The sequence below is a fragment of the Bacillus sp. N6 genome (assembly GCF_052805735.1).
The window spans coordinates 2,327,954-2,341,351 of record NZ_CM127843.1 but is presented as its reverse complement, the minus strand read 5'-3'; the positions used below and the strand labels follow the sequence as shown (position 1 = coordinate 2,341,351).

The 13,398-nt window shown below is 33.6% G+C and carries 16 protein-coding genes; 9 read left to right on the top strand and 7 right to left on the bottom strand.

The features are described 5' to 3' along the window. Window positions 1-174: 174 nt before the first annotated feature. Window positions 175-807, top strand: coding sequence for a cupin domain-containing protein (locus tag ACUXVC_RS12090; protein ID WP_000217700.1), 633 nt, complete (start codon window positions 175-177; stop codon window positions 805-807). Between the two features lie 566 nt (window positions 808-1,373). On the opposite strand, the gene ACUXVC_RS12085 is transcribed toward ACUXVC_RS12090, so the two are convergent. Next, window positions 1,374-2,657 (bottom strand): exosporium glycoprotein BclB-related protein, encoded by a 1,284-nt coding sequence (locus ACUXVC_RS12085; protein WP_446026093.1) that lies wholly within the window; start codon window positions 2,655-2,657, stop codon window positions 1,374-1,376. 469 nt (window positions 2,658-3,126) lie between these two features. On the opposite strand from ACUXVC_RS12085, the gene ACUXVC_RS12080 reads away from it, so the two are divergent. Beyond that, window positions 3,127-3,417: a DUF4183 domain-containing protein gene (locus ACUXVC_RS12080; protein WP_001121647.1), complete on the top strand. Its 291-nt coding sequence runs from the start codon at window positions 3,127-3,129 to the stop codon at window positions 3,415-3,417. A gap of 62 nt (window positions 3,418-3,479) precedes the next feature. On the opposite strand, the gene ACUXVC_RS12075 is transcribed toward ACUXVC_RS12080, so the two are convergent. Next, window positions 3,480-4,382: a DUF4183 domain-containing protein gene (locus ACUXVC_RS12075; protein WP_446026092.1), complete on the bottom strand. Its 903-nt coding sequence runs from the start codon at window positions 4,380-4,382 to the stop codon at window positions 3,480-3,482. Window positions 4,383-4,602: 220 nt separating this feature from the next. Between ACUXVC_RS12075 and ACUXVC_RS12070 the strand changes: the two genes are divergently transcribed. Beyond that, entirely contained in the window at window positions 4,603-5,190 is a 588-nt protein-coding gene (locus tag ACUXVC_RS12070; RefSeq protein WP_071730306.1) for a BclA C-terminal domain-containing protein, read from the top strand. A gap of 374 nt (window positions 5,191-5,564) precedes the next feature. On the opposite strand, the gene ACUXVC_RS12065 is transcribed toward ACUXVC_RS12070, so the two are convergent. Continuing rightward, complete coding sequence (locus tag ACUXVC_RS12065; RefSeq protein ID WP_048657281.1) at window positions 5,565-6,122, bottom strand: helix-turn-helix domain-containing protein; 558 nt, start codon at window positions 6,120-6,122, stop codon at window positions 5,565-5,567. Between the two features lie 116 nt (window positions 6,123-6,238). Here ACUXVC_RS12065 and ACUXVC_RS12060 point away from each other — a divergent pair, with 116 nt between their 5' ends. The 3 genes from ACUXVC_RS12060 (at window position 6,239) to ACUXVC_RS12050 (ending at window position 8,407) form a co-directional block, all read left to right on the top strand. Further along, window positions 6,239-6,823, top strand: coding sequence for a LysE family transporter (locus ACUXVC_RS12060; protein ID WP_048657280.1), 585 nt, complete (start codon window positions 6,239-6,241; stop codon window positions 6,821-6,823). 179 nt (window positions 6,824-7,002) lie between these two features. Beyond that, complete coding sequence (locus ACUXVC_RS12055; protein ID WP_144465856.1) at window positions 7,003-7,785, top strand: glycosyltransferase family 2 protein; 783 nt, start codon at window positions 7,003-7,005, stop codon at window positions 7,783-7,785. A gap of 385 nt (window positions 7,786-8,170) precedes the next feature. After that, the gene (locus ACUXVC_RS12050) at window positions 8,171-8,407 is read left to right on the top strand and encodes a hypothetical protein (protein WP_071730302.1); all 237 of its coding nucleotides are present in this window, start codon (window positions 8,171-8,173) and stop codon (window positions 8,405-8,407) included. Window positions 8,408-8,530: 123 nt separating this feature from the next. Here the strand turns inward: ACUXVC_RS12050 and ACUXVC_RS12045 are convergent, their stop codons facing one another. From ACUXVC_RS12045 to ACUXVC_RS12030, 4 genes are all read right to left on the bottom strand, one after another. Next, window positions 8,531-9,154, bottom strand: coding sequence for a replication-relaxation family protein (locus ACUXVC_RS12045; protein WP_446026091.1), 624 nt, complete (start codon window positions 9,152-9,154; stop codon window positions 8,531-8,533). Next, window positions 9,096-10,277 (bottom strand): FtsK/SpoIIIE domain-containing protein, encoded by a 1,182-nt coding sequence (locus tag ACUXVC_RS12040; RefSeq protein WP_446026090.1) that lies wholly within the window; start codon window positions 10,275-10,277, stop codon window positions 9,096-9,098. The genes ACUXVC_RS12045 and ACUXVC_RS12040 overlap by 59 nt, the downstream gene beginning before the upstream one ends. A gap of 115 nt (window positions 10,278-10,392) precedes the next feature. After that, window positions 10,393-10,575: a hypothetical protein gene (locus ACUXVC_RS12035; protein WP_446026089.1), complete on the bottom strand. Its 183-nt coding sequence runs from the start codon at window positions 10,573-10,575 to the stop codon at window positions 10,393-10,395. Beyond that, window positions 10,572-10,880 (bottom strand): hypothetical protein, encoded by a 309-nt coding sequence (locus ACUXVC_RS12030; RefSeq protein ID WP_446026088.1) that lies wholly within the window; start codon window positions 10,878-10,880, stop codon window positions 10,572-10,574. The genes ACUXVC_RS12035 and ACUXVC_RS12030 overlap by 4 nt, the downstream gene beginning before the upstream one ends. A 160-nt stretch (window positions 10,881-11,040) precedes the next feature. On the opposite strand from ACUXVC_RS12030, the gene ACUXVC_RS12025 reads away from it, so the two are divergent. The 3 genes from ACUXVC_RS12025 (at window position 11,041) to ACUXVC_RS12015 (ending at window position 13,351) form a co-directional block, all read left to right on the top strand. Next, complete coding sequence (locus ACUXVC_RS12025; protein ID WP_144640132.1) at window positions 11,041-11,235, top strand: helix-turn-helix transcriptional regulator; 195 nt, start codon at window positions 11,041-11,043, stop codon at window positions 11,233-11,235. A gap of 64 nt (window positions 11,236-11,299) precedes the next feature. Next, entirely contained in the window at window positions 11,300-12,238 is a 939-nt protein-coding gene (locus ACUXVC_RS12020; RefSeq protein WP_446026087.1) for a hypothetical protein, read from the top strand. A gap of 114 nt (window positions 12,239-12,352) precedes the next feature. Continuing rightward, the gene (locus ACUXVC_RS12015; protein ID WP_446026086.1) at window positions 12,353-13,351 is read left to right on the top strand and encodes a hypothetical protein; all 999 of its coding nucleotides are present in this window, start codon (window positions 12,353-12,355) and stop codon (window positions 13,349-13,351) included. Window positions 13,352-13,398 lie beyond the last annotated feature (47 nt).

The window sequence follows — 13,398 nt, the reverse complement described above, 5'->3', positions numbered from 1 at the left end:
TTTTTCCATCAATCCAAAGTATGAATGGGAATACGAATATAGTTTAATCTTAATACTTTATTCTTTATGGAATAAGTGAATTTATTTAAGCTACCTACAACAGCACAAAACAAAGACTAGACACATATCCTAATTTTGTAACCTAACTTACCTATAGAAAGGCGGGTAATACAATTGACTGTCAACATCGACTATACCTCTCCCTCAACCAATTTTACTTTTGATGTAAATAAAAGTAATTTTTTTCAAAAAGATGCCCAAAATTATATAAATGTACTTGGCATTAAACAATTAAATACTTTAGAAAATACTTCTTTATTAGATATTTATTTAAGTACAGGAAATGTTGTAGAACCACATATTCATCAAAATGCAGCTGAACTTGTTTATTGTATTTCAGGGTCTGCTGTTGTTTCTTTACTTAATCCATTTACGAATCAAATATTAAACTTACCGATAAAACCGGGGCAAGTTGCTAACATTCCACAAGCGTGGTGGCATTATGAAATTGCTACAGCTGATAATACTCATTTATTAGCCATTTTCAATGCCCCAGCGCCAGAAGTTATTTTCGGTTCTGATATTTTAAGATTAACTCCGGCTCATATGATGGCCCATACTTACTGCCTCAATGAACAACAATGGAAACAAGCGGTTTCTCCTATTCAATCAACTACTGTTATTGGCCCTCCGGCAAACTGCAATCAAAACCGTGGAATGAAAAATTACCCAACCCAGCCCCTCCCTCAACAACATAATCCGTATCACCAAGATTCTTATTACTTTCCTCTTTACTGGGGCTATTAATTTGTAAATTTTTAAAAGAATCATCATTTATCTCCTAGGAAAATACCGAGGAGATTTTTTTATTGTATGTTCTCTTCCTATTAATAATAGTAACAATTGATAGTGTACATACATATAATATTTATATATTAAATTGGAGGTGATAGTACTATGAGTAATTATAACTATCGAAAAAACTACTCTTATAATAAAAATAGTAGCTCTTCAGCATCCTCTCAATCTTCCAATTCTCAATCTTCCAATTCCCAATCGCAAAGAGACTTAGCCGAGCAAGGCTATGTAAAGAAAAAAGGATGTAACTGTAATAAAAATAAATAGTTTATTTTATGGATGAATTCTTTTTTAAAAGAATTCATCTTTTTTTGCTGATCGGAAATTTTTAAAGTTACATAACTTATGCCTTAAATGAGAAAGGGTAAATTATACTTTTTTATACGAACTTAGTAAAGAGTAATTATTCAATTGATTTATTACTTATTTCCTCAAAAAATATAGTCCTTCCTAAATTTATTAGGAAGGACTATATACAAACCCCTGTTTAATTTCCTACTAAACATTGTAACAAATTAAACGATATTAATACCTGCACTTACAAATCCAGCAACTGCAGCTATTGGACTTGCTGCTGTTAATGAAACATACAGTAGTATTTTATCTCCAGCCGCTACTGGAATAGCTTCAGCAATGATTCCTGATGCTGTAGAACCAATCGCTATTGCGGCGAATGCTGGTGTTAATAAAAGAGGTGCGCCTTGTACTGTAAAAGTATTGCTTGCTGCAGGTGCAGTTAATATTTGGATTTGCACTTGAACAGGTGATAGTGGAGCTAATGCAGCTGTTGCACTAAAGAAACCTGCTAATGACGTGATAGTTCCTGCACGTGGTGCTACAAATGCATAATCACCTATACCTAATGCTAATGTGATACTAGTTCCACCCGTTAATGCTACACCAGGCTGACTAAATCCAAATCCAAGAAGAGTTCCTGTATTAGCTACTAACGCGTTAACTAACGCAGATGGTGTTGTACCTGAAGCAAATGGAATAATAGCTCCGCCACCAGTTGCTCCTGTTGCACCAGTTAAGCCTGTTGCACCAGTTAAACCTGTTGCTCCCGTTGGACCTGTTGCTCCTGTTGGACCTGTTGCTCCTGTTGCTCCTGTTGCTCCTGTTGGACCTGTTGCTCCTGTTAAACCTGTTGCTCCTGTTAAGCCTGTTGCTCCTGTTGGGCCTGTTGCTCCTGCTCCTGTTGCTCCTGTTGGACCTGTTGGACCTGTTGCTCCTGTTGCTCCTGTTGGGCCTGTTGCTCCTGTTGCTCCTGTTGGGCCTGTTGCTCCTGTTGCTCCCGTTGCTCCGCCACCAGTCGCTCCTGTTGGACCTGTTGGACCTGTTGGGCCTCCTCCTGGAGTAGCACCAATTAATTGAGTTAATAAGTTTAATAAAAGTTGTAAACTTGCAGGGTCAATAATTAAAGAGAAGAAGAATGGTGCGAGAGCACTGTAGAATTGTTGCAATAAGGAAAGTAATTTGCTTAAATCTGGGTTAGGAGACTGTAGTACGTTGATAATACTTTGAATTAATTGTTTTAAGAAATTCCCTTCTGGAGAAGGTGCTAATTCATTTAGTAAGTTCAATAGTTGAGTAAACAAATTGAGTAAAGCTAATCTGTTTGCATCACTTGGATTTGCAAAAAACGCTGCAATAGCCGAAATTAAAGAGTTTAGTAAAGTAATTAATCTACCTAATTGCTCACTAGTAATCGGAACTGTTTGTGGATTGTTACAACACTCTGGAGTGAAAACAATCGGATTATTGCAGTGGTTATGACCGAAACAATTATTACTTGTCATTTATGTCCTCCTTACTTGTTTTATATTTGAGTTTTTCCTATTATAAGGATCATAAAATTGTAAAAGAGTATGTGTCATATATTGACTTAAAATAGGAAACATGAAATATAATTAAACTTACAAACGCTATTTAATTATGTTCATGACTCACATATTAATTATATGTTTTTAATAATTGACTGCTTAGATTAAATACCTAAACTTAAGAGTTTATTTTATTTTTCCACGTTTATCTCTTAGGTTCAAAGACACATTTTAATTTGAATACAAAAAACCGAATTTACGATTAACATATATTCCGCAAGTAATAACATCATTTTTTCATATAAATAAAGAACATTTCTTTACTAAAATTGGGCTCACCTTATAAAGGTGAAGCCGTTTCTATTATAAAAAACTCTCATACAATATAGTGGACAAGTTATTTTATACTTCGTTCTAATAAAATATTGTAAGGAGTGAAAATTAATTGCCTATCATTCAACCATTTATGGCATCTAGAAGATTTACATCTACACTAGGAGCCGGCACAGGTACAGGTGCAGCTTTTGCAATTGCTGCCACAGCTTGTTTAAACGATGCGGGTACTACTGCAACCGCTTTTCCGACTTTCACGTATTACAACTTATATGTGAACGGTATTCTTCAACCAAGCGTGAACTCCAGTGTTACTACTGGTCCTACTGGTGCTATTACAATTCCTGGTGGGGATGCATTAGACGGCGGAATTCCAATTACAATTGAATTTATCGTCACTTAATGTTAACGAATGTAATTCAGAACAAAAAAGACAGATTCCTTTTCATTAAGAATCTGTCTTTTTTAATTAATAATAATAAATTGTAAAATAATTGAAGAACCTTGCGATGGTGGTTGGTTATCCAATAAAGTTAGTTTACCAGTACTAACTTCATAGAATGGTTGTGGTTGCAAAATTCCATTGATAAACAAATTTATATACGAAACCTCACTAGGTGAAAGTATATTCGTTGTACCATATTGAGCTATGCCATCTGCATCTGTATATATAAGTTTCTCTCCATCTGAAAAAGTGTAAAATAACAAATTAGTTGTTGTTATAAGGCCAATCCCCCCAGTAGGACCTGTCGCTCCTGTTACTCCTGTTATTCCCGTTGCTCCTGTTACTCCTGTTGCTCCTGTTGCCCCTGTTGCTCCTGTTACTCCTGTTGCTCCTGTTGCTCCTGTTGCTCCTGTTATTCCTGTTACTCCCGTTGCTCCTGTCGCTCCTGTTACTCCCGTTGCTCCTGTTATTCCTGTTGTCCCCGTTGCTCCTGTTACTCCCGTTGCTCCTGTTATTCCTGTTGTCCCCGTTGCTCCTGTTGCTCCTGTTGCTCCTGTTGCTCCTGTTGCTCCTGTTGCTCCTGTTGCTCCTGTTGCTCCTGTTGCTCCTGTTGCTCCTGTTGCTCCTGTTGCTCCTGTTGCTCCTGTTGCTCCTGTTGCTCCTGTTGCTCCTGTTGCTCCTGTTGCTCCTGTTGCTCCTGTTGCTCCTGTTGCTCCTGTTGCTCCTGTTGCTCCTGCTGCTCCTGCTGCTCCTGTTGCTCCTGTTGCTCCTGTTGCTCCTGTTGCTCCTGTTGCTCCTGTTGCTCCTGTTGCTCCTGTTGCTCCTGTTGGAATATATATTGGTGGAAGAGCTGGAAATGTAGGTCCAATATTCTCAGGTTCTATCTTACCTTTATTTATTGATAATTTATCATTCCGCTTCAATTTAATTCCTCATTCCACATATTTTTAATTAACTTACATAAGTATGAGTCTATTATTAAGGAATACTTTCATAACTATTCTTTTTTCTTTCCAAATGATTCATACAGTTATTAAACATTTTACCGTTGCTTTAACTACTACTATTAATATAATAAAATGATAGTTCCATTCCAAAAACACGAAACTTATTGCATTCTAATTTAAAAATGAGGTGATTTAAATTCAAGATAAAAATGAAAAAAGAATAGAAGAACTAGTATCAATAGCTCTTGAAATTATTCTTCCATACAGACTTACTGGACCTACTGGAAGTACTGGACCTACCGGAAGTACTGGACCTACCGGAAGTACTGGACCTACCGGAAGTACTGGACCTACCGGAAGTACTGGGTCAATAGTTACAACAAACTCTATGTTCGCTAATAATACATTAGGTGGTCCCATCTCTGTGATATTAGGTGGAACTAATATTCCTCTTTCTAATAACCAAAGCCTCGGTAATTTTACAGTTAACGCCTCAAACGATATATTTACAATTCCTGTAACCGGAAGATATTATTTAACCTATCAAGTTAATACGACAACTGCTCTACTCGCTGGAACAAGACTACTATTAAACGCTTCTACTCCACTTCCTGGTTCTATTTTTTCTCCCGCTATATCAACTTCAAATTATAATAATAATTTAATTACTAATTTAATTGCCGGTAATACAATTTCACTTCAATTATTCGGCGTATTATCCATCGTTAATTTGGTTGGAGGTGGTTCAACAGGTGCCTCTCTAACAATTATACGAATCGATTAAAAAATGATTCATTCTTTTTCTAATAAACATTATTAAATACTAAGTCTGTCATAACAAAAATTTCCCAATTATTTCATAAAAGTGATGACGCATTAAAGAACAAATTGCACTATATTCATAGTAGAAACTATCTATACTAAATTTTCCGTATATATATTATCAATTTACACTGACTTCCACCGATGTTACATTAAATATGAAAACAGTTTCTCTTTTACGAACCATCTCAATACGTATTTGAGAAACATACTCCAATCCTATACGCGAGAGCAATACTATGTTGACACTCAGATGAGTGTCTTTTTTTGTGAGTGATAAAAAATAAAAACCATCTCTTATAGATGGTTTTATCTTTTGTTACTATAAATGCACACTCATGCAGTTGGATAATAAATTGTCATGCTTAATCGAGTCAAAGATTCTCCTAAATTATGATAAGAGTGTGATCTATCGGCCTTAAAACGAATTGAATCTCCACTATTTAATGTATATTGACAGTTATTCACTTCTACTGTCAATTCACCTTCAAATACCGTAATAAATTCTTCTGCGCCTTCTTTATGCCCTTCTGAACTTAATTTCCCTTCTGTTTCTATTTCTACTGTATACATTTCAAAATGTCTATCATCTTGAAAAGGAAAAGAAGGATACACTTTATATTTTCCATTGTCTTCAGACAATGCTTGAATATCTTTTCTTAAGATCACTTTCGTATCAGGCTGAGGATTGTTGATTAAAGAGGTAAAAGAAACTTTCAAGCCATTTGCAATCTTCCATATTGTTGTTAGTGTCGGGCTTGATTCGCCTCTTTCAATTTGTCCAATCATCGTTTTACTCACACCTGTTAATTGGGCAACTTTTTCCAAACTTAATTTTTCTTTTTCTCTTATAGTTTTTAAATTTTTCGCCAGTATTAGTTGAATTTCTTCCATAAAAAAACACTCCCATACTATATACAATATAACGACCATTTTATATAATAAAAAGTATACTTTATATTGTTCTTTTTGATCATTATAACATACACAAATGATTAGGGGGTTTTCACATGCCTATATTTTCTTTTTTATTATTTGTTTTTATAAGTAGCTTCACACCCGGCCCTAACAATTTTTTAGCGATGACATACGCAAATCAACACGGATTAAAACAGAGCATGAAGTTTTGCTTTGGAGTATCTTTCGGTTTTTTCATCCTCACTTCTTTATGTAGTTTCTTTAATGTTGTACTACTTAATATCTTACCCATAATCGAATTCCCTTTAAAAATTTTAGGTGTAGCGTATATGTTATATTTAGCTATTAAAATACTTACTAGTAAAAGCAGTACGAATCCCGGTGAAAAAGATAATAAAAATTTATTCACAGTGGGGATTTCTCTTCAATTCGTTAATCCTAAAGGGATATTATTCGGACTGACTGTAGTATCGACTTTCATAATCCCTTACTACAATTCATATTCAAGTTTTATACTTTTTTCATTATTTTTAGGTGTAGTCGGTTTAATGAGTACATTTAGTTGGAGTTTATTTGGTTCAATATTCCAAAAATTATTAGTGAAACATAACCAATTATTTAACATCATTATGGCCGTTTTATTAGTTTTCAGTGCCGTTTCAATCGTTATACACTAATTCAATGCTCATTTTAGATTTTGCACTTTTTAATACCACTCTTCATCAATCAGACTACTTTATATACTAATCTATCCACATACCCTATATGTTTTAAAACTTTTAAGTGGAAACCTTCTAACAATAGGTTTCCTTCCATATCATATTAAATAAGAAGCAGGTTAAATACGGAGGTGATTTTGATTAAGACTACTCTAATTTCTCATTTTTACAATGAAGAATATTTACTTCCATGGTGGTTAATGCACCATACAAAGCTATTTGATCACGGCATTCTTATTAACCGTGGATCCACTGATCGGTCAGTTGAAATCTGTAAAATATTCGCTCCTAATTGGGAAATACGAAACTCAAAATCACTCGAATTTGATGCTTATTTAGTTGATCAAGAAGTTATGGAAATTGAAAGAGAACTTACAGGATGGAAAATGGTATTAAATACGACAGAATTCCTATGCTGTTATAATAAAGAACAATTTTTTAAATCACTTAACACTATGGGCGGCAATATGTTTTCCATAAGAATGATTATGATGATTGATGAACCGACTCATGGCTACACTAATCCAAGATATAGTTCTCCGCTTGTTAAACAACGTTATCACGGCATAATAATTCACCCTAATCCAAATCAACTATATCTTAACGGTAGATTAATTCACAATAATTCGCACGGGAACTATAGAGTCGGAAGACATGGTTCGCATTATCCTTATAGCATTTACATAGAACCTGCTTTTATTTTTAAATTTTTTTATAGTCCATGGAACGATGCAATGAAAAAACGAAAATTACAAATTGGACCGACTCTTTCTCAACACAGTGTACAGCGTGGACTAGGTTCTCATCACTTAACAACAATTGAAAAATTAGAAACAAAATACAAATTCTATGCAACTTTAACTACGGACCTCCGGTTATTCCCAGCATACCAAATTATATTTCCCGACCTTTATCCTTAATGTCATGAATATTTAGTTTCCACATCCATCCGTTTTTTATTAACATACCAACTCCAACTAAATATGTTTCTCTAGTAGAAATCCGAGCTAGGACTCTCGCTGCACGCAGATTCCTCTTATTTAATATCGTATCACCAGCCTATAATCTTTCATACCATTTCATTGAGCACCTGATGTTGGATCAGAAATAAAAAATGGTAATTCATTTGGAAAATTTTAAATTTCAGATTATATACCTTCTAAAACAAAGAATTCAAATAATAGAACCTAAACTAATGTTTTAAGTTATGGCTTTATTTTTTCTTATTATTCACTTTAAAATCTTTTTATAATAATATTGAAAAATACAGTATAATATAAACTACTGTTCTTTGGGAGGGTTATAATGTCTGATAAGTATAAATTTTTCATTCTTATTGTTACCGCATCTTTTTCTTTCTTTTCCTTAATAAAAGATTTCCGAAACACTTCAAAAAGTTTTTTTTGGGGTAGTTTTGTAATTCTTACAAGCTTCATAATACTTTTAACACTCGCTTTAGATTTAAATCAAATACTCCTATATTCAACGCAAATTGCGCTTGAGATTATTACAATACCACGTATATTCAATTTGATTTTATAAGCATTTCGATTGAGTGTTTTCTAATTGATTTTAACTATTATTGAAGGTGACATATCAGCGATATTTTATACCTATTCCGTATAAGTGTTAGCAAGTTCGTTTGCAAACTTGTTAGCACTTTTTTTATTGAAACTCTGGAACAACATACACCTTCACATAAACGCCATTCTTCATTGCAAATTGCTCTAAAGTTTTTTGTCTGTATTCCGTTACGGTAAAAAAATGAACGATTGGTATTTTACCCTTATATTTATTTTTGTAGTAAGTTGTAAATTCACCATACCTTTTCATCTTCTCGCTATTTATATTCATCATCTGAGTCCGATCTATTTCTACCGCATTTAAAATCCCTTCTTCATCTCGAAATTTCACATCTGGAATAATTGTCTTCTTTTTATCATCTATTTTATAACGTATAGCTGTTTCTATCTGCCAATCGTCGGGACAAAACAGGTAGAGCCACGCTTCATTTCTCATAAGGCTGTGTGCTAATCGAATTGTTGGTACTATTTTTTCTGTATCATCAAATAGCGCACGCCCTTTTTTATTTAAGTAATATACATATTCTTTTTTATACACTGTACTATTAACGAACGAGCCCAAATCCTTTAATATACGGTTCGCATTTCTTATTCCACCCAAATCATGTATAGCCATTAAATGCCTACGTGTAGCAAATTTCAGCTTTCTAATCGAGGTCAGAATCATCATCTGACGATTCAATTTGATGTGTGTTTGTATGTTCATGTTTCTCCACCTCATATTGTTTTAGTACATTCCACATCGTCTCATTAGAAATATAAGGTACTTGAATTTCTGTTAATCTATCCGTTTTAAACAAAGCGCGTCCAGGTATACTTTTAATAGATTCCAATCCACATTCATCTATAACTACTTGAGAAGCTGTTTGTGTCGGTAATCTAAATCCTAGCTTCGCATCTGAATTTTGCTTAACTTGTCGCGGTAATGTATCTCCGGTCGGATATTGTGTACAAAAAATCAACCTGAAGCCAAGTGCCCCGCCAATCCTTGCTATATACGAAAGCATCCTTTGACATGAGATTAATAACTTCTGCTGTTCTTTACCCATACTTTTATCCGGACAAAGTTCAGCACCTTCATCAACTATGATAAAATGTCGTTCTTTTATATTTGTTTCTACAACGTTTGTATAGTGCATTTTCTTCATATAGCACATTTTTTCTTCCATCTTTTCAAGAATTGTATTTAAAACCTGAAACGCTTGAATCGGCTTTTCTGCTATAGATTCAACTTGCTTTAAATTTTGATATGGACCGAATTCTAATCCACCTTTTAAATCAACAATGTATAAATGAGTATAGTCTGATTGTGCTGTAATAAGAGATGTCATTACATTCTTTAGAAAAACGGTTTTTCCCATACGTGTTAAACCACCTAAAGTCATATGTGGAGTTTTATCAAAATCATGATAAATTAATTCTTCTAAGCTTTGTCCTATAGGTACGAGCCATTTCCCTTGTTCAACTAATATTTCGGACCATCTCCACTTATTAGGTATGTCTTTATGAAATACTCGAATGCTTAATTTATAATTATCATAATGAATCCGAACTGGTTTGTTTAACCCCTCACTCACAACATCCTCAACCTTTTGAATAATTTTGCTGGGCATACCTACAGGTAAAATGTAAATATATGTTGTGCTGCGATCATCATCAATTTGTTTTTGAAACTTAGGATAATGCAACTTATCATCTCTTTTAATAGCAATACCACTCACCTCAAAAAAGACTTGAATCTTCTTTTTATCCCCGTCTTTTCGTTTGAACTTATCACTTACTAATGCATAAGTTAGCGCTGCCGTGGGAACCAGTAGTAACTCCAACATAAACATTTCCCCCTTAAATATCCTATAAGGATATCATTGCACTCTTTTGGAATATAACGAGACAAGCCTTTCCTAATACCTTCTCTGTTGTCCCACCCTTCCATATTGTGTTCCTTTATAGAAACATAACTAGCACATAACGTAGAAGGTATAAGAACGAGCCTGTGAGCGTTGTGTACAAAGTAATACATGGAAGCCAATGTGGAACACTCTTCCCCATTTTTTCTGCTACCTTCATTGCAACTACTGACAAACCTGTTGCCGTCCAGATAACTACCGCTTCCCCTGCGAGTGTCATATATTTTCCTCCTCTTCTTTCTCACGGAATATAATACCTTTTTTCGTAAGGACTGCATCATAACAATCCATTAAAGTTTCCCAATTTAGGATGTCTTCTTCCTCACCGTATAGATCCTCTTCAATAACCTGGGATAAACTGAAATACCTTTTATACTCCTTGTTATTAAACACTTCATGATTTTTCATGTGATTCATAATTGATTCCGTTTCTGATTTTGATTTGGATTCGTTATACATTTGACGTAATTCTTTTGAAGGATGTAAATATGGAGTTGTATTCAAATGGTTATACTGCCAACGCATATAGCCCTCTCCCTTCTTGTTGCCTATTCTTCTTTGTAGTCTTCCAAGTGGAAGTAATATAGGTATATGAACTAGAAAACAAAAACTTGTTTGTCCAACAACAAAAAAATCAAAAGGTTTTTCAAAAGATTGATTGAATGTTTTAAAAAGGAGGGATTTTATGGAGTGCAAATTAAAAATAATTTTAGCTGATAGAATGATTAAACAATCTGCATTAGCAAAAAGAGCTGGCATAACAGATCAAACATTAAGTATGATAGTTAGAGGGAAAAGTGAACCGACATTACGAGTTGCTATGCGTATAGCAAAAGCACTTAATATGCAGGTTGAGGATATATGGGTAGACATTGATTAAGTTTCCAACTTTTGCATGGTTCGATATGATTTATTTAATTTCAGGGAATATGGAGGAATAAATAATGGAATATAACGATTTCGAAACAAAATCAAAACGATATATTAGCGGTGTAATATCCAAGTATATGGATACCTACATAAGAGAGAATCTCATTTGGACACCTGAGCAAATGTACGTGGATTTTTTGGATTATAAAAAAAAATCACATGAAGAAGGATGGTATGGAACACAAGTTAGAATAGATGGTGAATATGTATCCCCTTACAAAGTCGAAGAGTTATGGTTAGTAAGCGAAGAAGCAGAGTCCTTAATAATGGAGAGGTTCACTAAAAAGTACCATAAGAATAATACTTTGGCACGAACAAAAGGACCTATGATTGATAGAATTAGATTTGGTCCATATTGGCAGAATGAATATGATATAAATTACGGTCTCTATCCTGGAACAAGTGACTATAGAAAAACAGAAATTGTAGAAGGACAGTCTATAATTCCATGGACCATCGAACATGTAGAAAATGAATTAATGGAGAACTATAACAAATCTTTAATTGAAATTCTTGAGGAAAATTCCCAAAGTTATATAGAACAGGCTTTTTATAAATTTTGGTTAAAAAATTTTTATACTGATAAATTAAATCCTGCACTTATCCCAGAGATAAGTGGAACTCGCAGAAAATTTTGGGCATCTAATTGCAATGACAAATACTATTTTAAAAGTAGTGATATTCCAGAGAAAGACAGGCTACGATTTGATGTGAAACATTCAACTCTTAGATTCGATTTTGCAGTTATTAACTGGTATAAACAAAAGATGCTTCTTATTGAATTGGATGGACATAATTTTCATAAAACGGTAGAACAACGTAGTAAAGATGCAGTTAAACGTGGATTAGCTACACAACAGGGTTTCCAAATGAGCGTATTCACTGGTTCTCAAATTAACGCTAACTTAGAAGCATGCTTTGATAGTATAAAAGATTTCTTGAGTAAGAAATAAGATAAAATACATTCTTGCTGTAAATTCAAATATTAAATATTATCGGATTTATATGTTAGAATTTACTATGTTTCCATTTTAATTTTATAAGAACTAAAGAAAGAGGGAAATCCGGTGTCGTTAACCAGTAAATTAGATGCTAAAAATAAAAAAGATAAAGAGTTTAAAGACATACTTCTACAAGTCGAGCCCAAGAAGGAAGATTACTATACATTAAGTGGAAAGTTACCCTTCTCTGAAGAATATAACATGCATGTGCCATATAATTTATCTAATATATCTAATGCAAGTTTAGTCGGAACAGCTTTTGACTATTTAGCTCGATTTAGAATTGCTCAATTTTTAAAAGACGAAACTGTAATAAGAGATTTGGTGGCTTATAAAGGCTTTAAAAAATTAAACAAATACATCGATATTCCGTATGAAATTTTAGATTTATGGATAGAAAAGGTGTTAGTGTTTATTAATGATAGTTCAATATTAATTTCCAATTTATATGAAATATCTGTAAAGCTAGCAAAGTTAGAGCAAGTATTTCGAACTAGAATTAATAAAGAAACTATCAATCGTAACTTCTTTATCATCGAAAATAGCCCAGATGAGGTAATTAACGAATTAGATAATTTGTTAAAGTTGTTTGAAGAGAATTTCATGATCCCAGAGATTATCAATGAAAAGAGTAACGTAATATTTAATCCTAATTTTGGAGTGTCTTCACTTTTAGTTAGTGGAGCAGATGCAGACATATATATCGATGGTGTTCTTTATGACTTTAAAACAACAAAAGACAAATCCCTGAAACAAAAAGACAATTTACAAATGATTGGCTATTATTTATTAAATGATTTAGCAAAAGCAACAATATCAGATGATTTGGGTTTTAAATACGTATATATGGAAATACAAAAAATATCATATTACAAAGCACGTTTTGGTGAAGTAGAGTATTACGATATTGAGACACATTTACCATACGAAGATGTAAAACCTAAGTTGAAACAATTAGCAGGATATTTCACAGAAAATCCCGGAAGTTTAAATTTCGCGCCAATGTTTGCTGATGTTGAAACTGCTAAAGAGATATTGAAACAAATAAGTACAGATGCACTTTAAATTTATTTACAATAAAAAAAAGAGGGATTCCACAGATGCGGGAATCC